The sequence below is a fragment of the Qipengyuania oceanensis genome (assembly GCF_009827535.1).
Lineage (GTDB): Bacteria > Pseudomonadota > Alphaproteobacteria > Sphingomonadales > Sphingomonadaceae > Qipengyuania_C > Qipengyuania_C oceanensis.
In genome coordinates this window covers 62,268-86,263 of sequence record NZ_WTYN01000003.1, presented here as the reverse complement: position 1 = coordinate 86,263, position 23,996 = coordinate 62,268, and the positions used below count along the sequence as shown (strand labels likewise).

The following is a 23,996-nucleotide window of genomic DNA, read 5'->3' as shown; positions in this document are numbered from 1 at the left end:
GAGCAAGGATGGCCGAACGCTACGAGGATTTCGCCAGCTTCTGGCCATTCTATCTCCGCGAACATCGCAAGCCGCAGACGCGCGGGCTGCATTACGTCGGTACATCGCTTGTCGTCGGCCTCGCCGTCGTCCTGCTCGTAACAGGGCGCTGGGAACTGGCCGCCGCCCTACCGTTCGCGGGGTATTTCTTCGCCTGGGTCGCACATTTCGGAATCGAGAAGAACCGCCCGGCCACCTTCACCTATCCCCTGTGGTCGCTCGCTGCCGATTTTCGCATGTGGTGGCTGTGGCTGACCGGACGGCTGCGGCCGCACCTGGAACGGGCAGGGGTGGCCTGAATGGGCATGGCGACGGAACTGCTGATCGCGACGGTCATGGTTCTGTTGACGGTCGGCTTCCACGGCTTCGGCCTCATCGGGCTGCAACGCGTTTTGCGGATCGAGCGGCGAGACGAGCACGCCGAGCACACCGGCGCCCTGTCGGCACGCGGTATCACGGCAACCTTCATGCTCGTGCTCGGCCTGTTCGTTCTCCACGGCATCGAGATCTGGACTTACGCCCTGCTCTACCTCGGCCTCGACGCGCTCCCGGATTTGCGCACGGCAGTCTATTTCTCGACCATCACCTATTCGACGATTGGCTACGACGACGAGGGCATAGCGCAGGCATGGTCGCTCATCGCCGCGATCGAAGGGATCAACGGCATCCTGCTGATGGGATGGAGCACCGCCTATTTCGTTTCGATCATGGGGCGGCTGGGCCGCTAGGCCTAGGGCGACGGATTCTCGCTGAAAGGCGCGGCATCCGTCCAGGCGCAGCCGCTGCGGGTTTCCTCCCCCAGCTTGAGCGTGACGACGAACGGATAGTCTCGATCCGACATGCCATCGGAACACCGGCCCGGCGTGATCGTCATGTCGAAGGCCAGTCCGTCGAGTTTTCCCGAATATGCGAGACCGTTGTTGCCTGCGAAGCGACCCACGGTGATCCGCGTACCGTCGGGATTCTCCATGCTGGAATACCGCAGCTGATCGCCCAGCACCTCCCCGCCCCAGAACGGCTCGGTCCCGGTAAATCGCACCGTTTCGTCGGCCCCGATCATGGCGAACACCTCGGCATCGTCCGCGGTGACGATACCGTCCTCGCCGCCACCCGGCTGACAGCCGCAAAGCATGGCGAATAAAAACAAGGCGAGCGATCGCCCGCCAGATCGATCACGCACCCGGATTGCCTTCCAGCTGCGGGATGTCCCCCATCTCGATCCACGGCTGCGCGCTGTTGGTCCAGCAATGGGCCGAGGGCTGCAGCCAGCTGGTGTCGTCGAAAGTACCGGCTTTGATGAAGATCATCTCCGGGGCGCTCTCTGCCAGCGTGAACAAGGGTGAGCCGCAATTATCGCAAAACTGGCGATGGACGGCGTGCCCGCTGTCGCCCTCGTCGTCGTACGTCTTCGGCGACCCTTCGATCGCGACCGTTCCCTTGGGATAGCCGACGATGACCGACAACGCGCTACCGGCCTGCCGCTGGCAGTTCTTGCAATGGCAGGTCAGCGTCATCAGCGGCTCGGCCTGCGCCTCGTAACTGATCGCGCCGCAAAGGCATTTTCCGGTCTGTCCCATCGTCGTCTCCTGCTTTCGTCAATGCGACCGGATGAACGCGGCAGCCTGGTCGAGGGCCTGCTTCGCTTCCGGCACGGGGAACAGCATCCAGACATGGAACATGTCGGGATACTCGTGAAACTCGTATGACTTCTCGCCGATCGCATCGAGATTTTTCACGAGGCGGCGCGAATCGGACACGAGCAGGTCGCGCGTGCCGGCAAAAATGGCCATCGGCGGAAGACCGCCAAGTTCTCCGAACAAGGGGCTGATCCTCGGGTCCGCATTTGCAAGGTCGCCGCCGTACATTGCTGCGCAGGCCTCCAGGCCGTTGACCGACAGCATCTTGTCGCGAGCCTGCACGGCCTGCTGACCCGGATCCTTGCCCGTCGCATCGAGCCAGGGCGAGAACAGGACCAGCCGTCCGGGCAGCGCGTTGCCATCGGCTTTGAGCATCTGCGCCAGTGCCAGCGCCATGCCGCCGCCCGCACTGTCACCCATCACGGTCACGTTTCGTGCACCGTGCTGCTCTGCCAGCTCGTCATAGATGTCGCGCATCGCGGCCAGCGTCTCGCTCGCCTTGTGTTCGGGTGCGAGCGGATAGATCGGGACTGTCGCGACCGCGCCCAGTCGCTCGCACAGGCCGAGAATCGCGCTCCAGTGCACCGCGGCTATGTCCATGACGTAGCCGCCGCCGTGCAGGTAGAGGAGCTGCGGGGCTCCGGGCTTCACCCCGGCCTTCGGCGCGATCGTCACGACATCGAAACCGCGTGCCGCGTCCTCGCTGATGTCGAAGCTGTCGTGCGCCTTCTTCCCCGGCCGCGGAGACGCCTGCCTGCGCATCTTCGCAATCCGCTCGTCCAGCTTGCCGGGCTGCGAGAAGAACCGCTTGATGCCCATCAGCGGCAGGGCGAAATTGATCAGTCTGGCGCGAAGGCTCGCCATTCAACCGACATCCTTCGGCGGCCAGTTGTGGGACAGCAGCTTGACCGTCACCTTGCCCGTCGCGACCACGGTCCCGCCGTCGTCCAGCATCGGAACCTCCGCCACGTAAGTGGCCCGGCCCTTCGTTTCGAGATCGGCAAGTAGCGCAGCGATTTCGTCTTCCGACAGCGAAAATTCCGCCGTCACGTCGCTCGCCGCCATGCGGTGGAAGTCGACGTAAATGTCCTTGATGATCGGGAAGTACTTTGCCGTGTCGAGGATCGAGATGCCCGGGCCGGCCGCTACCGCCTCGGCCAGGACGGTGAACGCGCCCATGTACATCACGTCGACGTGGTTGGCGTTCGGCTCGAGCGGCATCAGCAGCCTGGAATAGCCGCGGCGCTCCTCGAGTTTCTTCATCCCGGTGCGCTCGACAAAGGGTACGCGGTATACGGGTTTCTGTGCCGTCTCGCTCATCGATCCTCTCCTTTGCACCGCAGTCTATCGACCGCAGCCCGCCGCACAAGCTGCCTCTTTCGATGGCACCTTCGCGCCGCTTGCTCGTTTGATCTCACACCCCCCGAAACCACCAGAGGACACCCAATGGCCGACCGTACGCTTTCCGACATTGCGAAGAAGCTCAAGAGCATCGACGTCGCGATGCTGATCACCAAAACCGGCAGCGAGGGCGCGATCGCCGCACGCCCGATGTCGAACAACAAGGATGTCAGCGCCGAAGACGGCACCACCTATCACTTCGCGACCGACGATGGCCGAATCGACGATGATCTCAAGGCCTCCGACCAGTGCGGCGCGACCTATTCGAGCGGCGAATTCTATTGCGCCGTCCAGGGCACCGGCAAGCTGCACCGCGACCGCGCGACGCTGGAAAAACACTGGGTCCCCGACCTCGAAAAGTGGTTCGAAAAAGGCCTCGACACCGAAGGGCTGATCCTCATCGAGGTGTCGCCCGCGCGCATCGACTGGTGGGAAGGCCGCGAGGAAGGCGAAATCACGCCCTGAGGGATTGCCCTAGCTGCAACCCGTCAGTCATGGCCCGCGATCACCACGTTTTCGCGGGTCATGAATATCCGGCTGCGGGCAAAGTCGATGAAGTTGGCTTCGTCCTCGGCCAGGATGTGCGCGTGCTTCTCGAACTCCGGCCCGGGATTGCCGAGCGCGTCGTCTTCGAACCATAGCTCGGCCACGCCGTCGTAATCCTCGCCATCACCTGTCGGGATCCCGCGTCCTGAAGCCGTAGCCTCGGTAACCGGGTGATCTTCCGTGTGGCTCTGGACATAGCGCGCAACGCCGAGGTGCGGCCCGGCCTCTGCGACCAGCGGGGCATGAACTTCGCGCCAATAACGTTGGAATTCGGCCCTGCTCATCCCGGGAAGCCGGTGCAGGCAATAGGTCAGCTTGAGCATCGCGCCCTCCGCGTCGATCTAGAGTGCCTTCTCAGGACGCTGATCGTGGTCGTGTCGATGCGACTTGTCGAGAACCTTCTGCAGTCTCTGGGCAAGCGTGTTCGCTGCCTTCCGCGCCGCTGCATCGACGGTATCGGACTTTTCCGTGACGCCGATCGCCCTGCCTCCGGCGGGCCGTGCCTCGATCGTGCAGGACTTGTCGTCGGCGCCGTGCTTGGAGCCGTTCTCGTCGCGCACGTGAATTTCGACCCGGGTCAGCTTGCTCTCGAACCGGGCAAGCTTCTCGCGCACCATCGCCTCGATCCGCTCGGCGACGTTCGCCGTGCCCATCACCGAGCTGTCGGAATTGAACTGGACCTGCATAGGATGCTCCTCTCGCCTGTTGATCTTGTATGACCAACGTCCCGAAGCGCCGCTGTTTCCCCGATTGCTCGCGGTTTTGCGCCGATGACGACCTACAGCGTTGCCAGAATCATTGCTAACGTGATGTCCGGCAATGCAACTTAATCCGGGCGCCTGCGGCCGTCGGGCTCCTTCGCGACGCCCTTGAACGGTTCTCCGTCGGACTTCACGTCCATGAATTGCCCGGCCTTGCCCGAGCCTTCCTCGCGGTTGCGCTTGATCCAGTGGCCGGTCGCGGGGTTCTTCACCTGCGTGCGGTCGTCGACCGAGCCCTTGCGATGATCGTCTCCGGTATTCTTCGCCACGTTGATTCTCCTTGTCAGGAGATCAACGGGCGGGGATTCCGGCGTGTTCCCCGAAAGTGCCTCAGCGACGCGAAAGGCGGCGGCGATTGGCGCGCACGGGTGCGGCATAATGTTCGAGCGCCCGCGCTCCCACCTGCTCGGCGGACTGCGAGAAACCGCCAGCCATGATCGTGGGCCAAAGCATCATGTTGGCGACTAGCTTCTCGGTCACCATGCGCTGGGCCTCGGTCTCGGCACCCTTGCCACCTGCCATCAAGCGCAGGCTCCGCAGCCAGATGACCTGGCTCGCCTCGAGCGAGAGCAGCCAGGTGTCGAGCGCGAGGCGTGGCCAGTTCGCGGCATCGGGCAGCGGGAGTCTGGGTGTGAGCGAGGTGGTTTTCATGAAGGGTCCCTTCCGGATCTGGGATGTGATGCTGCACTGCAACAACCAGCGATGCGACACAAGGTGCCCGAGCAAATCGCCATCCCGCTGGCCCCAGCCCCACCCGTTGGGCTAACGTGTCCCGATGGACGCACCCATGATCCTGGTCGACGCCGACGCCTGCCCGGTGAAGGACGAAATCTACCGCGTTGCCGAGCGGTTCAAGGCGCCCGTGCGGGTTGTCAGCAAAAGCCCGTTCCGCGTGCCGGTGAGCGATCGTGTGAAGCGTGTCGTCGTATCGGACAGCTTTGATGCGGCGGACGACTGGATCGCCGATAACGCAGGCCCGCACACCGTGGTCGTCACCGGCGACATATTGCTGGCCGAGCGCTGCCTGAAAGCGGGCGCGACGGTGATAGCCCACAATGGCAAGCCGTTCGACGCGGCGAGCATCGGCAGCGCGATCGCCACGCGCGCGATCATGGCGGACTTGCGCGCCGGGATGGACGGGATCGGCGGCGGCCCCCCGCCCTTCTCAAAGGCCGACCGCTCGCGATTCCTGCAGGCGCTGGACCGGGTGCTCACTGCCATGACGCGCTGAGCGGCAGCCGCGGTCGATTTCATGCAAGGCTTGCCCGCCATCGGGCCTAGGGTGCGGCGGGGCATCCCGTCCCCGATTGGAACCGCCATGGCCAAGGGCCAACAGAAGAAGAGCCGCGAAGCGCGCAAACCCAAGAAGGAAAAGGTCAAGACCAACGCCTCCCAGCCCAGCATCAAGCCCGGTGCCATCAGGGGCCTTGAGAACATGAAGAACTCGTAAGGGTCGACCGACTGGCGCTCTTCTGCGCGAGCGCCAGTCGCACCGTTGCCTCGAACCGCGCCCGCGCTCAGGCGGTAGCGGCCTCGGCGCTGCGGCTTTGCAGCACGCCAAGGACAACGGCCACCAGCAACAGTGCCGGCACGTCGCCCAAGAGGTGTCCGCCGTGCATGGGTTGCTGGAAAGCCTGGACCGCCATCACGAGGGCGTGAACCACGCTCGACCAGATGGTGAAGGAAATCAGCGATCGATGCGCCGAAGGCTGTACCGATGCCCGGATCAGGAAGATGCCGAGCGTCGCGTAGACCCCCAGGATCATGGCGTAGTAATTGTTGCTCAGCGGCGCGCCGTCATGCCAGATCCAGCCCGCCGGCCAGACCAGCGCGAGTGGATAGATCAGGCAGAATATGACGCCGAATACGACCAGTGCGACCTGCAGATAGGTGTATTTTCCAAGCATGGTTAGGTCCTCCCCCAGAGGGCGACCCTGGGCCGAGGATAGGCCCCGAGGCTTGCACATGCAAATCGCGGCACTCGCGCGCCGCCCCATCCCGTCAGCCGCGACCCTGTTCGGAGCCGGACTTTTTCGCCTCGTGTTGCGCCAGCAGCCGGTCGATCTCGGCGATGCGCAGCCGTTCTGGCGTGTCCCTCGCCAGCCCCTTCAGGCGGCAGGTCGCCCACAACTGGCGGCGTTCGGATTCAAGGTTCTTGCGGTAGAGATCGGCCATGCGCCGCTATGGGCGCAATGTAGCGCGCTGGCCAGCGTCTATGGGCGCAGGCTCCCGCTCGTTCCGAGCAGCCGCAACGAGTGCTCTTTGCACACAAAAAAGGCGACCCTCGCGGGCCGCCCTCTTCGTTCGCGGTGTGCGCCTGCTTACGAGGGCATCAGCACCGTATCGATGACATGGATGACGCCGTTCGAGGCTGCGACGTCCGTGGCGGTCACGGTCGCGGTGTTGCCGGCGGCATCGCGAAGCACGACGTTGTCGCCGTCCATCATGGCGGTCAGGGTCGCGCCGTTGACCGTGGTCAGCGTGTAGCCGTCGGCACCGGCATCCTTGATCGCCTTCGTCAGCGTGGCCGCGTCGGTGTTACCTTCGACGACGTGGTAGGTGAGGATGCCCGTCAGGTCTTCCTTGCCGGCTTCGCTCATCAGTTCGTCACGCGTGGCTTGCGGGATCTTCTCGAAGGCCGCGTTGGTCGGCGCGAACACCGTGTAGGGGCCGGTGCCCGACAGCGTTTCGCCCAGGCCGGCAGCGGTCACGGCCGATACCAGCGTCGAGAAATCGTTGTTGCCCTGTGCAACTTCGACGATCGTGCCGGCGTCCGTCGTCGTGCCGGCGTCGGCCATGGCGGTTTCGGTTGCGACCGGGGTCGTGTCGTCGGCTTCCTGCGAACAGGCGGCAAGCGCCATTGCGGCGGCGGTGGCGGTCAGTGCAATCGTGAACTTCTTCATGTCGCTGATACTTTCTTCTGGTGTGGGTTGGATGCGTGGCCAGTCAAAAGGCGCCGTGATTTTGCTCACGACGCCGACTGATCCATTGCCGAAACAACGTATCAAATGATGGGTTGTTCCGGACGGCCCACTCCGCTCCGGACGGCATGACACATCCGCGATCGCCGACATCCGGCCGCAGGTTTCGCAAACCCCGGGGGCTAGTGTCCTGCGGCGTGCCCGGCGACCGGATTGCGGACCGTCAGCCGGATCTCGACCAGCGCGGTCGGCTCGTACAGCTCGGTCACGCCAACCGCCGTCCATGCCGGGAATGGCGCGGTGATGTAGCGGTTCTTGACCGGGACCAGTGCGTCCAGCTGCGGCCCCATCGGCCCGTTGTGGAAAGTGTCACACCAGCACGTCGTCCCAGGTCGCGCCGAGCCGTTCGAGCGTGCGGGTCAGGTGCTCGAATGCGCGGGTGAAGGCCGGCTGCATTCCCTCGTCGCCCGGCGCCGGGCCGGCGACCACGCCCGACAGGTAGATCGTGTCGCCGTGGATGACCGCGTCGGAATAGCCGACCTCCTGCTGGAAGGCGCGCGCCTCCTCGTTCTCGGGCATCAGCGTTTGCTTGGGCTCTTGCGCCGTTGCGGGAGCGGCGGCGATCGCGGCGAGCGCCAGGCCGGTCATGGCCAGGCGTGACAGGTACAGTTTCATCGAATCCCCCTTCGGTCTTTGGCAACCGGGCGAGAGACTGCGCCCGTACGAGGCGAAGGACAAGGCTTGCAGTGGATGGCGGGGCGAGAGGGAGAGGTTGGACGGTTAACCCCTGGACGGAACCAGCTTCGGCAGCGCCAAAGGTATGCTAAGCGTCACCCGCGCAGTCACGGCGGACCTGCGCGCCGGGATGGACCGAGTGGGGCGAGGCCCGCCGCGGTTCGACAATGCGGTCTGGTCGAACTTCCTGCAGGCGCTGGGCCGGGTGTTGGTAGGCTGGGGCGGTAGTATTGTGTCCCCAAAATTACTCGAATGTTGTTTCAGGGAATTGCTAACAGGCTAACGATCCAAAATGAGCGGTAAGTATCGCCTGACTTGGTCCCGATCGCTTTCTTTCTCCTTCTCACTTAAGTCCTCATAGGGTGTTGCAATTTGCAATTCCCATTTGTTCACTAGATGCGAAGGAATCCTGAGTGACCCGTCTGACATTCGTTCGCACTGTTCGTGAAGATATTTTTGCCAATGCGCCCATCGCTCGTGCTCTAAGCTTGCCAATTCCTCCAAAAGCAAGCGATCTTCGTTATTATGGAAAGCTACTTCGGTCATCGCTCTATATCAGGCCTTTAGAGGCGAGGCGGCGGTAATGCTCACCGAGGGCTGTTAGCCGGACGCTTTTGCTTTGCATTGCTGCGTGCCACATGTGTGGTGCGCCATCCGGCACAAGTAGACCAACCCGATTAAAGTCCTGCAATATCGCAAAGATAGCATTATTCTCGGAACACGGTGCGGGTAGATCCGGCGCGTCCGCCGATTTGAATTCTGGGCGCTCAGGTTCGAATGATGGATCGAGTGCAAATTCAAAATCCGGTTCAGGGAAAAACTCAGAGATTCTTCGTAGATGCTCAACGTGGATCTGAGGTCTAACTTTACGGAGCGATATGAACCGCTCAACATTCGTTTTGAAAACGGGTCTCTGGCCCCAAGTCCCTAATGATTGGTCGACATGCGCATACACGCCGCCGGGCGTTACATCTCCCACGAGATTTGCAGCTGCCCCACCAAGAGCGTCTACCATCAGATTAGTGAAGATACCTTGGCCATTCTCTTCCTGCGCGTACTGCTCGGCGGTCGAGGCAGTTAATATTGTCACGCCGTCTGCGATTTCAGTCATTGCAGGCTGTGCCGGGTGATCGCCAGCAATTCCGCTATGACAGCTATCGAGAACGATAACACGGTTGAGAAACTTGGACTTGTTCGCTAAAATCAAAATTTCAGACAAAGAAACGCCATCGTCGCCAGTCTTACAATCACCAGCGCATAAATAGCCGCCAGTCGCTTCTATATATCCGTGCCCAGCAAAATACAGGAACGCGACCTCGCCCTTACCCGCGAAGAGTTCTCGAATTGCTTCCTTTGTTTGGTGACGAGATAATACATCCTTTTGATCGGTTCCAACCAAAAGATTCGTCTGAAAGTTAATCGAACCGTCAGCATGGCGGTCCAACATCGCTTTAATAGAATAGGCGTCGTTCACCGCACCGAATAGCGGTGATAAGTATTGATAATGATCAATTCCTACTACGAGGGCCCGACGCATATTTGCCTCAGAGCGAATCGATAAAGGCGGTTATGTTGTCCCAGGTCCACACCTTTGTGTTCACGCCTTCTACATTCGTTCGGTCATTTGTGTAGGCCCAAAAACCCCGGAGCGGCACACCCTCGCCCTTGGCACATGAAATTTCCCACTTCTGGCCGCTTGATGCTAGCGAATTCTCACTTATCAGAGCGATAACGCCATCAGAGCGGCGAATGCGGGTGGCCACGCGCTCTTTCCAATCCTTGTCGTAGGGCTCCTTAACCGACATATCGATATACTCGAAAGGGCAATCAGTATTGAGTGACTGTCCCCTCAACAGGTCGCGCTGCGCTTTGTCTTTCATCGCGAAGGCCACGAAGATCGTTTTTCTATCTGCCATAATATATCTCCCTGAAACTGGATGGAGATGGGGCTACACTGATAGTTGTCAAGACTATTCCTCCGGCAAATACAACTTCTCGCCCTTCTCGCGATAAACCTCGCTCATCTCCTCCATACCTTTCTCCGCTTCCGCGGCCTTTTCGGCTAAGGTCTCGCGCTTGATGTTCTCGCCATACTGCTCGCCGCGAAATCGCGTCTCGGCAAGCCCTCGCCTCACCCCAGCCGCTTGCTCCAGTCGACCCGCGCCAGCAGCACCAGTGCCCCGAGCATGGCGACCTGCACGGCGATACCCAGCGGGCTGCTGATCCCCTCGCGCAGCACCTCGCCCATGCTGGTCGAGCCGATCGACTTCGCGGTGAGGCCGTAGATCGTGTAGCTCACCACTCGTCCGGCAAAGAAGGCGGCGGTGAAGGGCAGCAGGCGCAGGCGTGCAAGGCCCGCGGCCTCGAACAGTTGCGCCGACGGCACCGGCGAGAGCGCGAAGAGGCCGAGCATGAGCAGGCCGTTGCGGCGGCGTTGCTCCAGCACATCGCGCGCCGCATCGAGATTGCGCTTGATCCGTTCCGAGAGGAAACGCGTTCCCAGCGCGCGGGTCGCGTGGGCGAGGAGGAAGCGCCCGCTCGCCGCCGCCAGCGCGCCGAGGCCCACCAGCGGGACTAGCTCGAGGTCGCCTTCGAACGCGTAGAGCGCGATGATCGCCCAGGTCGGCGGCCCGAAGGCCGGCAGCAGGTTCAGCCCGAGGACGAGGGCGAAGAAGAGGAGATATTCGCTCACGCCCGGACCATAGCACCAAGCCGCTCGCAGTGCGCCGGGAAGATGCGGAACCGGCCGGCCTTGCGCGGGTTGAGCGGGCCATGAATGGCAAACTTCTCGCCGCACTCGCCGCCATACCGCTGGCCCTGTCCACCGCCGCCTGTGTCGGCACGCCGGGACCGGTCGGCAACACCGCCGTGCCCAACCCTGCGAAACCCGTTTCGACCACGGCCTATCTCGGCAAATGGTACGAATACGGCCGCTACGAAGCGCCTTTCCAGAAGGGCTGCGAAGGCGTGACCGCAGAGTATTCGATGCGCGACGACGGCACGATCAAGGTCGTCAATTCCTGCTACAAGGGCAGCCTCGACGGCGAATTCGACCAGTCGACCGGCAAGGCCAAGATCGTCGAGGACAGCGCGGGCGCGAAACTCAAGGTCAGCTTCTTCGGTCCTTTCTACGGCGATTACTGGGTGCTCGATCGCGGGCCGGAAGGCGCGGACGGCCTGTATGATTGGTCGATCGTCGGCGAGCCGAGCGGGCGCTATCTGTGGATGCTGACCCGCGAGGCGCAGCCCGACGCTGCGACGCGCACCCTGCTCGAACAGCGCGTGAAGGAGCTGGGCTACGACTGGTCGCTGGTGCGACTGACACAGCAACCGGTCGCCGGCTAGCGGTGCCGACCAGCGAGCGCTTTCTGTGTCGGCGGCAAGCAAGCACGGGAGCCGGTCGAGGCCGGGGCGGTGGCACCGAACGGCACCGGGTTGGCGCGTTTCGCAAGAGAGGAAGGGCCCCCGCACGTAACAGCGTTCGACCGGGCCACCCATCATGCCCAGCACCTCTCCGGCAGCCACTTAAACGGTGGCCGCCCGAAGGCCGTTTCTCCTGGGCGATGCCCCGTCAGTCGTGTTCGCGGTCGCCCTGCCCCATGTAGAGTTCGCGGCCCGTCTCTTCGTAGACACGGCTCATTTCCTGCATGCCTTCCTCGGCGTTTTCGACCGGAGCCGTCGCCGCGAGATAGCTTTCGCTGTTCTGCTTCGCGGCGAAGTCGCGCACTTCCTGCGTGATCTTCATCGAGCAGAATTTCGGGCCGCACATAGAACAGAAGTGGGCGGTCTTGGCGCCTTCTGCGGGGAGGGTCTGGTCGTGATATTGCTCGGCCGTGTCGGGGTCGAGGCTGAGGTTGAACTGGTCGCGCCAGCGGAACTCGAAACGGGCTTTCGACAGCGCATCGTCGCGCACCTGCGCCGCCGGGTGTCCCTTGGCGAGGTCGGCCGCGTGGGCGGCCAGCTTGTAGGTGACCACGCCGACCTTCACGTCATCGCGATCGGGCAGGCCGAGGTGCTCCTTGGGCGTGACGTAGCAGAGCATCGCCGTGCCGTACCAGCCGATCTGCGCGGCGCCGATGCCGCTGGTGATGTGGTCGTAACCCGGCGCGATGTCGGTGACGAGCGGCCCGAGGGTGTAGAAGGGGGCTTCGCCGCAGGCTTCCAGCTGCTTGTCCATGTTCTCCTTGATCTTGTGCATCGGCACGTGGCCGGGGCCTTCGATCATCACCTGCACGTCCTGCTCCCAGGCGCGCTTGGTGAGCTCGCCCAGCGTGTAGAGCTCGGCGAACTGCGCCTCGTCATTGGCGTCGGCGATCGAGCCGGGGCGCAGGCCGTCGCCCAGCGAATAGGCGATGTCGTAGGCCTTCATGATCTCGGTGATCTCGTCGAAGCGCTCGTAGAGGAAGCTCTCCTTGTGATGCGCGAGGCACCATTTCGCCATGATCGAGCCGCCGCGGCTGACGATGCCGGTGACGCGCTTGGCGGTCATCGGGACATAGGGCAGGCGAACGCCGGCGTGGATGGTGAAATAGTCGACGCCCTGTTCGGCCTGCTCGATCAACGTGTCGCGGAAGATTTCCCAGGTGAGGTCCTCGGCGATGCCGCCGACCTTTTCCAGCGCCTGGTAGATCGGCACGGTGCCGATGGGGACGGGGCTGTTGCGGATGATCCATTCGCGCGTGTCGTGGATGTTGCGGCCAGTCGAGAGGTCCATGACCGTGTCCGCGCCCCAGCGGATCGACCAGACCATCTTGTCGACTTCGCTCGCCACATCCGATGCGACGGCAGAGTTGCCGATATTGGCGTTGATCTTGACGAGGAAGTTGCGCCCGATCGCCATCGGCTCTGTCTCGGGGTGGTTGATATTGTTGGGGATGATCGCACGGCCGCGGGCGACCTCGTCGCGGACGAACTCGGGCGTGATCTCGAGCGGGATCGAAGCGCCCCAGCTGTTGCCTTCGGGCGTTTCGGCGAGCCTGGCGCGGCCGACGTTCTCGCGCTCCGCCACGTATTCCATCTCGGGCGTGATGATCCCGCGGCGCGCATAATGCATCTGCGACACGTTCATGCCGGGCTTTGCGCGCAGCACGGTCTTCGCGACATTTGGGAACGCGGGGACGCCGCCGGAACGATCGGGGCCGAGCTGGCCGTTATCCTCGGGCTTCACCTCGCGGGCGGTGTATTCCTCTACGTCGCCGCGCGCCATGATCCATTCGCGGCGCTTCTGTTCGAGACCCGCGCGGATATCGATCATCGCCTCGGGATCGGTATAGGGGCCGGAGGTATCGTACACGCGCACGCTGGGTTCGCCGCCCTCGAGGTCGATCTCGCGCATGGCGACCCGGACGCCGGAGCCGGTGCGCGCGCCGACATGGACCTTGCGGCTGCCGCGGATCGGGCCGGTGGTCACCCCGATGTCGAATTTGCTATTGATGTCGGCCATGTCTGCGCTCTCCTTACGACAGGAGAGCGGATTTCTGGTCACGATTGCCAAGCGACCAGCCACTCCCTCCGCCGATGCTAATCGGTTCAGGTTCGACGGGTCGGACAGCGCAACCTGTCCCTCTCAGCGATTGTGTCAGGCCATTGCGAAACATCGCGACGGCCAAAGCTCGCTCCCCGGGGATGACAGCAATGTAGGCCGGTCGACCCGCGAGGTAAAGCCGGCACGGCCCCCGGCGCCCGAATTCAGCTGGTGACGGATGCGAGCGCCTGGACGAACTTGTCGATATTGCCCATGTGCAGGCCGGCCACGTTGATCCGGCCCGACCCGGCCATGTAGATCGCATGCTCGTCGCGCAGCGTCTCGATCTGGCTCTTGGCGAGCGGCAGGACGGAGAACAGCCCGCTCTGCTTGCCGATCGGCGACAGGTCGACAGATCCGGCGGTCCCTGCTTCGGCCAGCTTCGCACGAACTTCGTTGAGACGCGCGCGCATCGTTTCGAGCTCGTCGAGCCAGAGCCCGGTCAGCTCGTCGTCGCGCAGGATGATGCGCACCGTCGCGCCGCCGTGATCGGGCGGCATCGACCAGTTCGCACGCGCGAGCGCGGCGGCATTCGACATGATCGCGTCGATCTGCGAGCCTTGCTCGGCCATCGCGTAAAATGCGCCGACGCGGTCGCGATAGACGCCGAAGTTCTTGTCGCAGCTTTGCGCGATCAGCGCTTCGGGAACCGCCGCGAGGACCGCGCGCATTCCATAGGCGTCCTCCTCCATCCCGCGGCCAAGGCCCTGATAGGCGATGTCGATCAAGGGCAGCGCCTCGCTGTCCGCCAGCGCTGCGGCGATCTGATCCCACTGCTCGTCGGTGTAGTCTATGCCCGTCGGGTTATGGCAACAGGCGTGCAGCAGCACCGCATCGCCCGCCTGCGCGCCGCGGATCGCCGCGAGCACCGCGTCGAGATCCGCGCTGCCGTCCGCGCTCGCATGGTCGAAACCGACCGTTTCCAGACCGAGATCCTTGAGAATCTGCGCATGGTTGGGCCAGCTGGGCAGGCCGAGGTGGACACGGGTGACGCCCGCCTTCTGCGCCAGCGCCAGGGCCAGGCGAACGGCTCCCGTGCCACCCGGCGTCTGCATCCCGGAGATGCGCCCGCCGCGGGTCGCATCCTTGCCGAACAGGTAAGGCATCAGCGCATTCACGAAGCCCATGTCGCCTTCGGGGCCGAGGTAGGCCTTGGACGTCTGTTCCTCGTGCAGGCGATGCTCGGCTTTCTTGATCGCGTCGAACACCGGGGTATCGCCCTCGCCGGTGCGATAGACGCCGACGCCTAGATCGATCTTGTCGGACCGGTCGTCGGCTTCGAATTGCTTGATCAGCGCAAGGAGCGCGTCGGGCGGCTGGGGAGCGAGCGTGTTGAGCATGACGCGCGGGCTATTGCCTGCGCAGGGCAGTTACCGCAACCGGTTTCAAAGTGGGCCGTGCGCGATGGCAGGCAGTAATTCTTGCCCCGTCAGAACGGCAGCCAGCGCTGTTCCTTGGAGAACTTCATGTAGCCCGCGTTGATGCCCAGCCTGAGACCCGCGCCGACGCGGATCGGGATCAGCACGACATCGCCCTTGCGCAAATAGCTCGCGGTCATTCCGCCCACGACATAGGCCTCGCCGCCACCGGCCGGATAGCGCTCGTAAAGCTCGTCGGTGTCGTAGAGGTTGTAGACCAGCACGAAGGTCTGGGCGGCGTTGGCGCCGGCATCGAAACCGATCGACGGGCCGGTCCAGTAGACCGGCTTCTGGCCTTCGACCTTGTGGAACAGGGTGCCCGAGCCGTAGCGCGCTCCGACAATGAACGCGCCGCCCGCTTCGCGCCCGACGATATAGGCATTGGGCTTGCCCTGCTTCTCGAGCAGGTTTTCGATCATCCGCGCGACACCCTCGGCACCCTTGCCGAATACGCCCTCGGCCGCTCCGATCAGGTCGTCCTCGGCATAGACCGTGTCGTCCTCGGCCGCAGCTGTAACCGTCGCCTGCCCGGCACTCGGCGCGGGGTCCGACCATGCAGGCGCGGCAGGTGCGTCGGGCGCATCGGTCGCCGGCAGAGGTGCATCCTGCGAAGCGCCGACCGGCGGGGTCGGCGAATAGGTGACTCCATCGTCCTGAGCGCCCGGCTGATAACCAGGCTCGAGATCGGCATCGATCTGGGAATTGGGGTCGATCGTCTGCATCTGGGCCGCTGCGGGAGCAGCACATGCCAAGGCAGCCACGCCGAGCGCGGCGGCGAGCGAGTTCAAGTGGCGGCGCAATGTCATTCGTAATTCCCCTGCCCGGTGCAACAGACGGTGCGGATCGATCCGCGACCAACAGAATCGCAGGCTCGGCCATTCGCAATTGCGCGGCGATGAACCGAATCCGATTTGCGGCGAATCGAGTCCATGCAGCGGCGAAGCGCGGCGGCGTGGTCGCAGAAGGAAGGGGTTTCGGCCCGTGTGTCCATGTGGGGAGACTGGCACTTGCGAGCACCCTGCGCGCCCGTTATAGCGCGCCCTCGCAAAGCCACCGCGCGGTACGCGCATGCGATGCGGAGACGTGGGTGAGTGGCTGAAACCAGTTCCCTGCTAAGGAACCATACTCGTAAGGGTATCGAGGGTTCGAATCCCTCCGTCTCCGCCACCGGCCTTTTTAGGGCCTTTCAATCCTTTCCAATTTCGTGCGGAAAGCTTTACATTTCCGCCGTTTCCGACTCCTATATTGTCCAGCGTTGCCCATCCCTAGCCGAACGAAGGTGGGGGTAAATTGGGGGTAACGGCCCGAAGGTATTGGGGGTATCGGATGTTAACGGACAAGGCGGTGCGAGCGGCTGCGGCGAGAGAAAAGGCTTACAAGCTTGCCGACAGCCGCGGTTTGCACCTGCACATAGCAGTGAGCGGACATAAAAGTTGGCGCTATAAATACCGTTTCGACAAGAAAGAACGCCTCCTTACCCTAGGTGCTTACCCCGAACTGTCCTTGGCCGATGCTCGTGAAAAGCGCGACGAAGCGAAAAAAATTCTACGCGCTGGCCGCGACCCTCGGCACAGGGCCACGCGTAACCGGCTGGTGGGCCAAAACGAACCGGCAGCGTCGTTCGAAAATGTGGCCCGCGAATGGCATGCATTGCAGATTGACCGCTGGAAACCGGTTCACGCGAACGATGTAATCACCAGTTTAGAACGCGATGTCTTTCCTCACCTAGGCGCAATGCCTCTGGACGAAATCGACAAGCCCTTATTGTTGTCGATCTTGCGCAAGATCGAAAACCGTGGGGCTATCGAGACGGCCCGGCGCATCAAGCAGCGTGTGGCCGCCATCTACCGCTTTGCCAACGCAAAGGGCGCGAAGCTCGAAAACCCCGCGACCGATATCAATGATGCGCTGAAGCCGTTACCGCCATCGAAGCGATACCCAGCCCTGACGAAGATAGACGAAATCCGGACCCTGATAGGAGACATCGACCGTGCTGGCGCTTCGCCGGTCAATCGTCTGGCAGGTCGCCTACTCGCGCTGACGGCGCAGCGCCCCGGCATGGTCCGTTTCATGGAGTGGGAAGACATAACCGGTATCGACTGGGGCGACAGCAGTTCGGAAAGCGGCACGGCATTATGGAAGGTGCCGGCTGAGAAAATTAAGCAGGAACTTCAACTTCGTAGCGACGAAGCCTTTGAGCACCCGGTCCCGCTCTCCGCCCAAGCGGTCGAAGCACTTAGGGCAGTCCGCTGGTTGACGGGACGATCGCCATTCGTCTTCCCGGGTGCGCGATCGGGGCTCAAGCCGATCAGCGAGAACGCTATCGGGTATTTGTACAACCGGGAAGGTTACAAGGGGCTGCACGTGCCACACGGCTGGCGCTCCAGCTTTTCAACCATAATGAACGAACAGGCCGAGCGCGATCTTGGCAGCGATGTGCGGTTACTCGCCGATCGCATGATTATCGATCTGATGCTCGCACATACGCCGAAGGGCATGAGCGCCAGCGAGCTTCGCTACAACCGTGCCGCATATATGCCTCGCCGGCGAGAACTCGCTCAGCGCTGGGCCGACATGATTCTTGAAGGCGCTATCACACCCGAAGAAATTATTGATAGTCCGCGTCGCAAGCGGCGCTAACGATCTCCGCGCTTCCCGGCCTGCTCTTCGATCCATGCCAGAACTTCCGTTTTCTTCCACCTGGTGCTTGAGCCCAGTTTGATGCCTTCCGGAAAAGCTCCCTTTTTCACGTCGGCGTAGATTGTCGAAGTACTTCTACCGATCAGTTCACTTACCTCGCTGACGGTAAGCAATAACGGACCCACGCCTGGGGGATCACCTGCGCCTTGCTTATTGTAGGATTTATCAGATTCCAGGCTCGCGCTTTGCGGAAGCTCACTTTTCCATCGTCGCTCGGCGACGGCTCGTTGCGCGCGCAACTGTGGATCGACGATCTCCTCGACTTGGCGACTGGTTAGAAAGCCTAGCGGTTTCAACCCGGCTAGCCATTCGTCGAATTGTGGTCGGTCGATAAAGATACGATGGGAGGGCGGTGACTCAATTTCCGACCAGTGATCGAGATTCAATGCGTCGGTGGCGAAACGGTTAAGCGGGTCGTCGATTTCCCAAGCGGTTGGTGAAATGGCAACGACATCGCCACCACCCAGCGGTCGCGCGAAAGTGGCTATGCGACCATTTACGAACATTCGCGTCATATGTTCGGCATCGTGCCTTACAAGATCGCGAGCAGCGTCATTCTCACCATCATCAGCGGGAGCTGAAAATATTTCCGGCAGCTCATGGGAAGCGAAGCCCGCTCGTACACGCACCACGTCCGCGAAAGCAGCAGTCAATGCAGTGCGACCATCAGAGACCAATGATGTCCGCCCTTCGTATGGCGACCACGGAGGAATTCTATCGGTCATTGAAATAGGCTAGCAGAAGATCTTCGCAACGGAAGGCAGCTTCGCGCCCCAAACTCAGTCGTTGGCCCTTTCTCGCCGATTTCCCAAGAGCGGACATCGAATCGATGAACGCCGGGCGTCACCAATGATCGACTGACCGGGCAATCTCCTACGGAAGCGGCGAACGCGATTATCTGCCTTTCAGCCTCCGCACACGCTGACAGCGTAGCGCATCGAAAAATTGGATTGTATGTCGGATATTCCGACATTATAGAAACAGAATGTAGCTTAATCATGCGAGGCTTCTATGGCGACCATTGCCCCTCCCGCTCCTGCAGTGACGGCCTTTCCAAAGGCCGCTGTGATCAGGGCGCTGACCGATGAGCTGCTCTCCGTAGCGCAGATCGAAGCGCAGCTGCGCGGTATCTCCCTGCCCAAGGATCAGGCGGTAACCATGAAGGCTGCGGTGCCGCTCGATTCGCTATCGGTCGTTGATACGCTGTGCGCCGTAGAGACCGTTGTGGGCTTCGAGTTGCGCGACAACATCGTGCGGACAGGGGGATATGATTCGATCGAAGAGGCGCTCGCTCATGTCGTGCCTCGGATCGAAAAGGTCTGGGTCAAAAAGAAGGGAGCCAAGCCATGAGCAATGTGGCTATCAGTCAGGAAAGCGTTGACGCGATGGAACGTCAACGCCTGGGCAATCGTCTGCGCGATGCGCGAAAATATCTCGGCCTCAAGCAGGACGAAGTGGCGAGCTATCTCAAGATTCCGCGCACGGCACTAACCGATATCGAGAGTGGCCAGCGCCGCGTCGAGGCGATCGAGCTAACGCGCCTTGCCAAGCTCTATCGGCAGTCGGTCGCCTATTTCACTGGCGAGGACGAAGCTTCGGCAAGTCTGCCGCCCGACGTTGCGCATCTGGCGCGGCGTGTGGCGGATCTTTCGAGCGAGGACCGCGCGGAGCTTGGCCGCTTCGCCGAGTATCTACGCTCGCGTTCGGCCGGGGAGCAGGCCTGATCCATGGCGAGCGACTATGACAGTGCGGTTCGCGCGGGCGCGATGGCTGCCGGCAGACTGCATCGCCGTCTCGACACGCAGGCGCTGATCGGGGGGCATGGCGGCAACGTCGATGTCTTCGGCGCGATCCATGCGCTCGATCTTCCGCTGCTGTTACGGCCGCTCAAGGGCCTGTTGGGAGCTTATCTCAGTTCGCCGGCCCCGGGCGTGCTCGTTACCACCGAACGGCCGATGAGCATCCAGCGCTTCACCGCCGCGCATGAGCTCGGTCATTTCTTCATGCGGCACGAACCCAGCCTGGATGATGAAAGCATTTTGCGGCGCATGCCGATGAGCCCCGAACCGGGCAATCAGTTCCAAGAAACGGAAGCCGACGCATTCGCCATCGCATTCATGATGCCCAAATGGCTGATCGCGCTTCATTGCGCGCGGCAGGGCTGGACGGTCGATGAACTGCGTCGGCCCAACATCGCCTATCAGCTCTCTCTGCGGATTGGGGCCAGCTACGAAGCGACCTGCAGAACGCTCTCCCGCTACAAACTCATTTCGGATGTTGACATGCGCGAGTTGCTCGAGACTAAGCCGCGCAGCCTGAAGGTCGATCTGCTGCATGACTACCGACCTGCCGACTATCGGGGCGATGTCTGGCTGCTGACCGAGCGCGATGAGGGCGCGCGGATCGATGGCAGCCGCAATGACCTCTTCGTCCTACGCCTGAAGGAACATTCTGGCGGCGGATTTCTGTGGGACCTCGACCAGTTGATGGCGAGTGGGTTTGCGGTGGTGCGCGATGAGCGCGAGGCATTCGACACCGAAGCGGTAGGCGGGCCAGTGGTCCGGCGGGTGACCGCAGCGCCAGAAGCCGCTCAACGAGGACGGATGTCGCTCAACGAGAGGCGCCCGTGGCAACCAGCCACGGCCAATGCGAGCCTGACGATAGATTTTGATTTCACCGGGCCGGAACAGGAAGGCCTTTCCCGAGCCGAACGGCGCCATTTGCTCGAGGCCGCCTGACTTCCCATGATCGACATAACGACCGACCTGCGGCCACTCCTAGGGCCTGTGCGCGATCAAGGTGCGCGACCGACCTGTCTTGCCTTCGCGGCGAGCGACACCCATGCCGGTTTACGCGAGGGATGGACTCCGTTGTCTTGCGAATATGCCTTCTTCCGAGCGCAGCAGCGCAGCGGGCGGCGACATGACCAGGGTGCCACGCTTTCAGCTATGCTGGAGACCCTGCGGCTCGACGGCCAACCTGCGGAAAGCGGATGGCCCTATCTCGATACCGTGCCGGACAATCCCGTCCACTGGACGCCGCCATCTGACGTGGGCCCACGTTTCGGCAGGAAGGGAGGACCCGCCGCAATCGATCTCGGCCCGATTGTCGAGGCCCTTGATAGCAGGAAGCCGGTGATGCTGCTTTCGACCCTGTCGCAGTCGTTCTTCGCACCGGCCAATGAAGGTGTGGTCGATCCGGCCAATGACGAGAAACCCGATCCAAGCCTGCGCCATGCAACCGTGGCGGTGGGCCACGGCCAGGCCGCCGGCCAGAACGCAATCCTGATCCGCAACAGCTGGGGCGCCGGCTGGGGTGTGGACGGCCATGCCTGGCTGACTGAGAAATTCCTGAAGCCGCGCCTGTTCGCGACAGCAATTCTAACGGAGGATATCGATGTATCTACCCGTGCCGCCGCAGCCTGATTGCGTCTCGGCTTGGCGTGAAGCCGTCCGCCTGGTGAATGCAAGACCTGGCCATCACGAGCACAATGTCCTGATCGATGTTGCCGACCCGCTGGCTCGGGCGGATCTGTCCGATCCAGTGGTCGCGCTGGTCGACGCCTTCCTCAAAAACCGCGATACCAAGCGCATCGAGACGGTCGCAAACACGATCTTTCCGGCGGCGCTTTATCGGCGCTATGGGTCTCCGGCGTTCTTTACGCGATTTACGGACAATGTTCTGCCCAAGGTCCGCTCGCCGGGAAAGAAGAGCTGGTCCGGTTATTATTTCGAGCGGATGATGCAACTTCCACAGCCGGAAGGCGATCCGCTAAACCAGTTGACCGAGATCATCGGGCGGCTGAAAGACCCGGCTGTGCGGGCGCTCAACAAGTTTGAACTCAGCGTGTTTGATCCGCTGCGCGATGTCGATGGGTCGCCTTATGGCGGACAATGCCTTAGTTTCGCGAGCTTCAAGCTGATTGGCGATGGCGATGAACGTCGGCTGGCACTCACCGCGATGTATCGCAATCACTATTATATTGAAAAGCTGCTCGGCAATCTGATCGGCCTTGGCCGCCTGCAGCAGTTTGTGGCAGAGGAAACAGGCATTGCAATGGGGCCGCTCACGATCCTTTCAACGCATGCCACGATCGATGTGAAGAACGGAAAATGGAATCGCGGAGATATTGCAGATCTGCTCACGGCTTGCGATCAAGCCAAGGCCTTGGCAGTCTCTGCGTAGCGAGGTCCGAGTGGCAGTTCTGGTGAACCGACCGGGTCGCCCGCAATCCCGTAGAGGCCGTACATTCCGTTGATGAATTCGCGCTGTCCGCCATAACTTGGATGGCGGATCGCGGTAACTTCCGTCTCCAGCCCAGCGAGAGCAAGATGTGCATCTCGCCCGATCGCGACGATGCGCTTGGGCTGCACCATCGATACCAGCGCCTGGAGGAGCGGCCAGGTTTCCTCGCGCTCGGCGCGGCTATGGCAGCGGTTGGACATGGGATCATCCGCATCGTGCGGATGGAAGGGAAAGACGTTCCAAAGCATGACAGGCTGTCCGATCCTGCCAAGCACCTGCCAGACGATCGCGGCGGTGCGTTCGGCAATTTCCGGCCCCTGCGTGGCACGCTCCAACGCGATGCCACCCATCAGCGCCGATGCATGGGTGAGATGCACCTCATCGGTCAACGGCACCCCAGTGCGGCGTCCGCCGCGATAGCCAAGATCGCGGGCAATCCAGATCGTTTCGACATGCGCATCGAGAGCTGCTTCCAGCATGCCCTGGAGGTTGGAGCGGCGCCGTGCCGCGGCATCACGCCGGTCATGGATGGAACAGCGGTCGCGCCATGGGTTGAACACCGAGGGCAATTTCGCGGCCGCCAATGCCGATACGAAGGTCTTGGGGGTCATTGCGGCAACTCCTTGATACGCAAGCGACGGCGGGCGAAATCGATGGTAATTCGCGCCCGTCGGTTCTTCTGGAGGAAGCGAAAGGCCGCGTATCCCTGGAGAATTGCTTCCTCCCAGAGCCACAGCGGACAGCGGTCAGCCTCGTAACCAGCGACGAATTGGCGGACATGTTTGAGCATGTCCAGCGGAAGTCCGCCTCGTTTGACGTCTTCGAAGAAATTGAGCTGCTGCGCTTGGCCGAATAGCCACGACGTGACACCTTCTTCGATCAGGATCGCGCGCGCGCCATCCTCGGCTTCGTCCAGCTTCGGGTCGCTCTTGCGCTTGAGGCGCAGCAAGGCGCGGATCACCGGTGACCAGCCCAGCACCGCGACATAGGCGTAGTGGAATACGTCGTGGAACCGATAGTCGTCAGGTTCGATGGCGTTGTCGGTCAGTCGGTCGCCGACATAGACGCCGCGCGAACGCTGGAAGACATAGTCCTGACCACGCACCTTGCGCTCGTAAATGTCGATCTGTATCGAGCGAGGCAGCTGCTCTTCGGCGTCTTTGTCGGCATCGAAGGCCGGCGGGTAGATGCGTTCACGTGGCCATCGATCGAAAATCTTCTGCAGGTTCTTGATCGCCGCGGCCTCGATGGTGATGCCCGAGTCGGTCGAAGCGCGAATGAGGCAACGCGTAATCGCAACAAGTCTTTCGGCGACATCCTCGCAGTGCCGCGTCGAGTTGCCGCCTTCGATTTCGCGCGCCAGAAGCCCGACTTCGCTGGCCAGGGCAAGCAGGCTGTGTTCGAACTCGGGCATGGGCGCTTTTGCGAGCGGCATATGTGCAGGCTGTAGGGCGTGGAGACTGAGTGCTTCGTTCGTGCCCTCTGCGTAAGAACCATCGGCCTTGAGCGCGGCGGCTGCAATGTCACTCAATGCCAGGCGGTGACGCTGTGCGATAGCTGCCAAATACCACAACACGTCACCGATCTCCTCGGCGACTGCTTCGGCATAGCCGAGATAGGAAGCGGCATCCCGCTGCTTCTTCTTGGCTTCGGCGAGGAGGCTGCCTGTTTCGCCGAAGAGGCCGAGCATTGTGAACCCGACTGTACCGGAACCCTTACGTTGATCGGTCCGAGCTGCTTCGCGGGCATATTGGTCGACCGTCAGCGCCTGAAAGTCGTCCTCCATCAGGTGCGCTTCCGCCGGTCTGCAATCGCGCCCTCAGGCACCACCACACCATAAGCAGCCAAGGCTCTCAGCACGACCATTCGGATTGGTTCGCGACTATCGAGCGCACGCTGCCCCAAGTCGCGCTTGGTAGCAGTCGGCACCTGAACCTGGAGATGTTCATCCCCGCAATCATCCGAACTGTCCAGTTTTTTCATGAAAACATAAAACCATGTTTTCATGAAAAATGGAAGCGATCATCTTTGGTTGGAAGCTTGGCGATGTCTGTGCGAAGGACGGTTGC

The 23,996-nt window shown here is 62.1% G+C and carries 36 protein-coding genes and 1 tRNA gene; 13 read left to right on the top strand and 24 right to left on the bottom strand.

The window, feature by feature from the left end:
* Positions 1–8: 8 nt before the first annotated feature.
* On the top strand, positions 9–338 hold the full coding sequence (locus tag GRI48_RS12250) for an Mpo1-like protein (protein WP_160676667.1): 330 nt from the start codon (positions 9–11) through the stop codon (positions 336–338).
* Positions 339–767, top strand: coding sequence for a two pore domain potassium channel family protein (locus tag GRI48_RS12245; protein WP_202389346.1), 429 nt, complete (start codon positions 339–341; stop codon positions 765–767).
* 2 nt (positions 768–769) lie between these two features.
* Here GRI48_RS12245 and GRI48_RS12240 read toward each other — a convergent pair whose 3' ends face one another.
* From GRI48_RS12240 to GRI48_RS12225, 4 genes are read right to left on the bottom strand one after another with little or no spacing between them, the layout of a single operon-like run.
* Positions 770–1,171, bottom strand: coding sequence for a COG3650 family protein (locus GRI48_RS12240; RefSeq protein ID WP_160676665.1), 402 nt, complete (start codon positions 1,169–1,171; stop codon positions 770–772).
* A 40-nt stretch (positions 1,172–1,211) separates the two neighbouring features.
* Positions 1,212–1,616, bottom strand: a complete 405-nt coding sequence (locus tag GRI48_RS12235; RefSeq protein ID WP_160676663.1) for a GFA family protein — start codon at positions 1,614–1,616, stop codon at positions 1,212–1,214.
* An 18-nt stretch (positions 1,617–1,634) separates the two neighbouring features.
* Positions 1,635–2,540: an alpha/beta hydrolase gene (locus tag GRI48_RS12230; protein WP_160676661.1), complete on the bottom strand. Its 906-nt coding sequence runs from the start codon at positions 2,538–2,540 to the stop codon at positions 1,635–1,637.
* Positions 2,541–2,996: a PaaI family thioesterase gene (locus GRI48_RS12225; RefSeq protein ID WP_160676660.1), complete on the bottom strand. Its 456-nt coding sequence runs from the start codon at positions 2,994–2,996 to the stop codon at positions 2,541–2,543. It abuts the gene before it with no gap.
* Positions 2,997–3,122: 126 nt separating this feature from the next.
* On the opposite strand from GRI48_RS12225, the gene GRI48_RS12220 reads away from it, so the two are divergent.
* The gene (locus GRI48_RS12220; RefSeq protein WP_160676658.1) at positions 3,123–3,542 is read left to right on the top strand and encodes a pyridoxamine 5'-phosphate oxidase family protein; all 420 of its coding nucleotides are present in this window, start codon (positions 3,123–3,125) and stop codon (positions 3,540–3,542) included.
* 23 nt (positions 3,543–3,565) lie between these two features.
* On the opposite strand, the gene GRI48_RS12215 is transcribed toward GRI48_RS12220, so the two are convergent.
* The 4 genes from GRI48_RS12215 to GRI48_RS12200 all read right to left on the bottom strand — a co-directional run bounded on the left by GRI48_RS12215 (position 3,566) and on the right by GRI48_RS12200 (position 5,035).
* Positions 3,566–3,946 carry an EthD domain-containing protein gene (locus GRI48_RS12215; RefSeq protein WP_160676656.1) on the bottom strand — a complete coding sequence of 127 codons (381 nt, stop codon included), beginning with the start codon at positions 3,944–3,946 and terminating at the stop codon, positions 3,566–3,568.
* A gap of 18 nt (positions 3,947–3,964) precedes the next feature.
* Entirely contained in the window at positions 3,965–4,309 is a 345-nt protein-coding gene (locus tag GRI48_RS12210) for an HPF/RaiA family ribosome-associated protein (protein WP_160676654.1), read from the bottom strand.
* Between the two features lie 140 nt (positions 4,310–4,449).
* Complete coding sequence (locus GRI48_RS12205; RefSeq protein ID WP_160676652.1) at positions 4,450–4,653, bottom strand: hypothetical protein; 204 nt, start codon at positions 4,651–4,653, stop codon at positions 4,450–4,452.
* 61 nt (positions 4,654–4,714) lie between these two features.
* Complete coding sequence (locus GRI48_RS12200) at positions 4,715–5,035, bottom strand: hypothetical protein (RefSeq protein WP_160676650.1); 321 nt, start codon at positions 5,033–5,035, stop codon at positions 4,715–4,717.
* 124 nt (positions 5,036–5,159) lie between these two features.
* Between GRI48_RS12200 and GRI48_RS12195 the strand changes: the two genes are divergently transcribed.
* Together GRI48_RS12195 and GRI48_RS14450 are read left to right on the top strand one after the other, a co-directional pair.
* Positions 5,160–5,615 carry a YaiI/YqxD family protein gene (locus tag GRI48_RS12195; protein ID WP_160676648.1) on the top strand — a complete coding sequence of 152 codons (456 nt, stop codon included), beginning with the start codon at positions 5,160–5,162 and terminating at the stop codon, positions 5,613–5,615.
* 87 nt (positions 5,616–5,702) lie between these two features.
* Positions 5,703–5,834: a hypothetical protein gene (locus GRI48_RS14450; protein ID WP_272916759.1), complete on the top strand. Its 132-nt coding sequence runs from the start codon at positions 5,703–5,705 to the stop codon at positions 5,832–5,834.
* Between the two features lie 67 nt (positions 5,835–5,901).
* Here the strand turns inward: GRI48_RS14450 and GRI48_RS12190 are convergent, their stop codons facing one another.
* The 9 genes from GRI48_RS12190 to GRI48_RS12155 all read right to left on the bottom strand — a co-directional run bounded on the left by GRI48_RS12190 (position 5,902) and on the right by GRI48_RS12155 (position 10,732).
* Positions 5,902–6,291: a DUF6632 domain-containing protein gene (locus GRI48_RS12190; protein ID WP_160676646.1), complete on the bottom strand. Its 390-nt coding sequence runs from the start codon at positions 6,289–6,291 to the stop codon at positions 5,902–5,904.
* Positions 6,292–6,385: 94 nt separating this feature from the next.
* On the bottom strand, positions 6,386–6,559 hold the full coding sequence (locus GRI48_RS14200; protein ID WP_202389345.1) for a hypothetical protein: 174 nt from the start codon (positions 6,557–6,559) through the stop codon (positions 6,386–6,388).
* 146 nt (positions 6,560–6,705) lie between these two features.
* The gene (locus tag GRI48_RS12185) at positions 6,706–7,287 is read right to left on the bottom strand and encodes a fasciclin domain-containing protein (RefSeq protein WP_160676644.1); all 582 of its coding nucleotides are present in this window, start codon (positions 7,285–7,287) and stop codon (positions 6,706–6,708) included.
* Positions 7,288–7,487: 200 nt separating this feature from the next.
* Positions 7,488–7,655 (bottom strand): RidA family protein, encoded by a 168-nt coding sequence (locus GRI48_RS12180; protein ID WP_160676642.1) that lies wholly within the window; start codon positions 7,653–7,655, stop codon positions 7,488–7,490.
* Between the two features lie 19 nt (positions 7,656–7,674).
* Entirely contained in the window at positions 7,675–7,980 is a 306-nt protein-coding gene (locus GRI48_RS12175) for a RidA family protein (RefSeq protein WP_160676640.1), read from the bottom strand.
* 610 nt (positions 7,981–8,590) lie between these two features.
* On the bottom strand, positions 8,591–9,577 hold the full coding sequence (locus GRI48_RS12170; protein ID WP_160676637.1) for a caspase family protein: 987 nt from the start codon (positions 9,575–9,577) through the stop codon (positions 8,591–8,593).
* 7 nt (positions 9,578–9,584) lie between these two features.
* Positions 9,585–9,956, bottom strand: coding sequence for a TIR domain-containing protein (locus tag GRI48_RS12165; RefSeq protein WP_160676634.1), 372 nt, complete (start codon positions 9,954–9,956; stop codon positions 9,585–9,587).
* A 54-nt stretch (positions 9,957–10,010) separates the two neighbouring features.
* A complete protein-coding gene (locus GRI48_RS12160; RefSeq protein WP_160676631.1) occupies positions 10,011–10,175 on the bottom strand; it encodes a hypothetical protein in 165 nt (54 codons plus the stop codon).
* A complete protein-coding gene (locus GRI48_RS12155) occupies positions 10,172–10,732 on the bottom strand; it encodes a hypothetical protein (RefSeq protein ID WP_160676628.1) in 561 nt (186 codons plus the stop codon). Before GRI48_RS12155 ends, GRI48_RS12160 begins: the two co-directional genes overlap by 4 nt.
* Before the next feature lie 80 nt (positions 10,733–10,812).
* Between GRI48_RS12155 and GRI48_RS12150 the strand changes: the two genes are divergently transcribed.
* Positions 10,813–11,385: a lipocalin family protein gene (locus GRI48_RS12150; RefSeq protein WP_160676625.1), complete on the top strand. Its 573-nt coding sequence runs from the start codon at positions 10,813–10,815 to the stop codon at positions 11,383–11,385.
* Positions 11,386–11,611: 226 nt separating this feature from the next.
* Here GRI48_RS12150 and thiC read toward each other — a convergent pair whose 3' ends face one another.
* The 3 genes from thiC to GRI48_RS12135 all read right to left on the bottom strand — a co-directional run bounded on the left by thiC (position 11,612) and on the right by GRI48_RS12135 (position 15,788).
* Positions 11,612–13,483 (bottom strand): phosphomethylpyrimidine synthase ThiC, encoded by a 1,872-nt coding sequence (gene thiC, locus GRI48_RS12145; protein WP_160676624.1) that lies wholly within the window; start codon positions 13,481–13,483, stop codon positions 11,612–11,614.
* A 245-nt stretch (positions 13,484–13,728) separates the two neighbouring features.
* Entirely contained in the window at positions 13,729–14,904 is a 1,176-nt protein-coding gene (locus tag GRI48_RS12140) for an amino acid aminotransferase (protein WP_160676621.1), read from the bottom strand.
* Positions 14,905–14,993: 89 nt separating this feature from the next.
* Entirely contained in the window at positions 14,994–15,788 is a 795-nt protein-coding gene (locus GRI48_RS12135; RefSeq protein WP_160676618.1) for a DUF1134 domain-containing protein, read from the bottom strand.
* A gap of 271 nt (positions 15,789–16,059) precedes the next feature.
* Here GRI48_RS12135 and GRI48_RS12130 point away from each other — a divergent pair.
* A tRNA-Ser gene (locus tag GRI48_RS12130) sits at positions 16,060–16,149 on the top strand.
* 159 nt (positions 16,150–16,308) lie between these two features.
* Positions 16,309–17,622, top strand: coding sequence for a tyrosine-type recombinase/integrase (locus GRI48_RS12125; RefSeq protein WP_160676615.1), 1,314 nt, complete (start codon positions 16,309–16,311; stop codon positions 17,620–17,622).
* Here the strand turns inward: GRI48_RS12125 and GRI48_RS12120 are convergent.
* Positions 17,619–18,407, bottom strand: a complete 789-nt coding sequence (locus tag GRI48_RS12120) for a helix-turn-helix transcriptional regulator (RefSeq protein ID WP_160676612.1) — start codon at positions 18,405–18,407, stop codon at positions 17,619–17,621. The genes GRI48_RS12125 and GRI48_RS12120 overlap by 4 nt on opposite strands.
* Before the next feature lie 286 nt (positions 18,408–18,693).
* Here GRI48_RS12120 and GRI48_RS12115 point away from each other — a divergent pair, with 286 nt between their 5' ends.
* The 5 genes from GRI48_RS12115 (at position 18,694) to GRI48_RS12095 (ending at position 21,867) form a co-directional block, all read left to right on the top strand.
* Entirely contained in the window at positions 18,694–19,032 is a 339-nt protein-coding gene (locus tag GRI48_RS12115; protein WP_202389344.1) for a hypothetical protein, read from the top strand.
* Entirely contained in the window at positions 19,029–19,406 is a 378-nt protein-coding gene (locus GRI48_RS12110) for a helix-turn-helix domain-containing protein (RefSeq protein ID WP_160676609.1), read from the top strand. Before GRI48_RS12115 ends, GRI48_RS12110 begins: the two co-directional genes overlap by 4 nt.
* Before the next feature lie 3 nt (positions 19,407–19,409).
* Positions 19,410–20,420 (top strand): ImmA/IrrE family metallo-endopeptidase, encoded by a 1,011-nt coding sequence (locus GRI48_RS12105; protein ID WP_160676606.1) that lies wholly within the window; start codon positions 19,410–19,412, stop codon positions 20,418–20,420.
* Positions 20,421–20,630: 210 nt separating this feature from the next.
* Entirely contained in the window at positions 20,631–21,107 is a 477-nt protein-coding gene (locus GRI48_RS12100; protein ID WP_237451942.1) for a C1 family peptidase, read from the top strand.
* Positions 21,079–21,867, top strand: coding sequence for a thymidylate synthase family protein (locus GRI48_RS12095; RefSeq protein ID WP_160676600.1), 789 nt, complete (start codon positions 21,079–21,081; stop codon positions 21,865–21,867). Before GRI48_RS12100 ends, GRI48_RS12095 begins: the two co-directional genes overlap by 29 nt.
* On the opposite strand, the gene GRI48_RS12090 is transcribed toward GRI48_RS12095, so the two are convergent.
* The 3 genes from GRI48_RS12090 to GRI48_RS12080 are packed head-to-tail and all read right to left on the bottom strand — an operon-like array spanning position 21,837 to position 23,934.
* On the bottom strand, positions 21,837–22,538 hold the full coding sequence (locus GRI48_RS12090; RefSeq protein WP_160676597.1) for a uracil-DNA glycosylase: 702 nt from the start codon (positions 22,536–22,538) through the stop codon (positions 21,837–21,839). The genes GRI48_RS12095 and GRI48_RS12090 overlap by 31 nt on opposite strands.
* Positions 22,535–23,713: a nucleoside triphosphate pyrophosphohydrolase family protein gene (locus tag GRI48_RS12085; protein ID WP_160676594.1), complete on the bottom strand. Its 1,179-nt coding sequence runs from the start codon at positions 23,711–23,713 to the stop codon at positions 22,535–22,537. The genes GRI48_RS12090 and GRI48_RS12085 overlap by 4 nt, the downstream gene beginning before the upstream one ends.
* Entirely contained in the window at positions 23,713–23,934 is a 222-nt protein-coding gene (locus GRI48_RS12080; protein WP_237451941.1) for a hypothetical protein, read from the bottom strand. The genes GRI48_RS12085 and GRI48_RS12080 overlap by 1 nt, the downstream gene beginning before the upstream one ends.
* Positions 23,935–23,996: the final 62 nt, after the last annotated feature.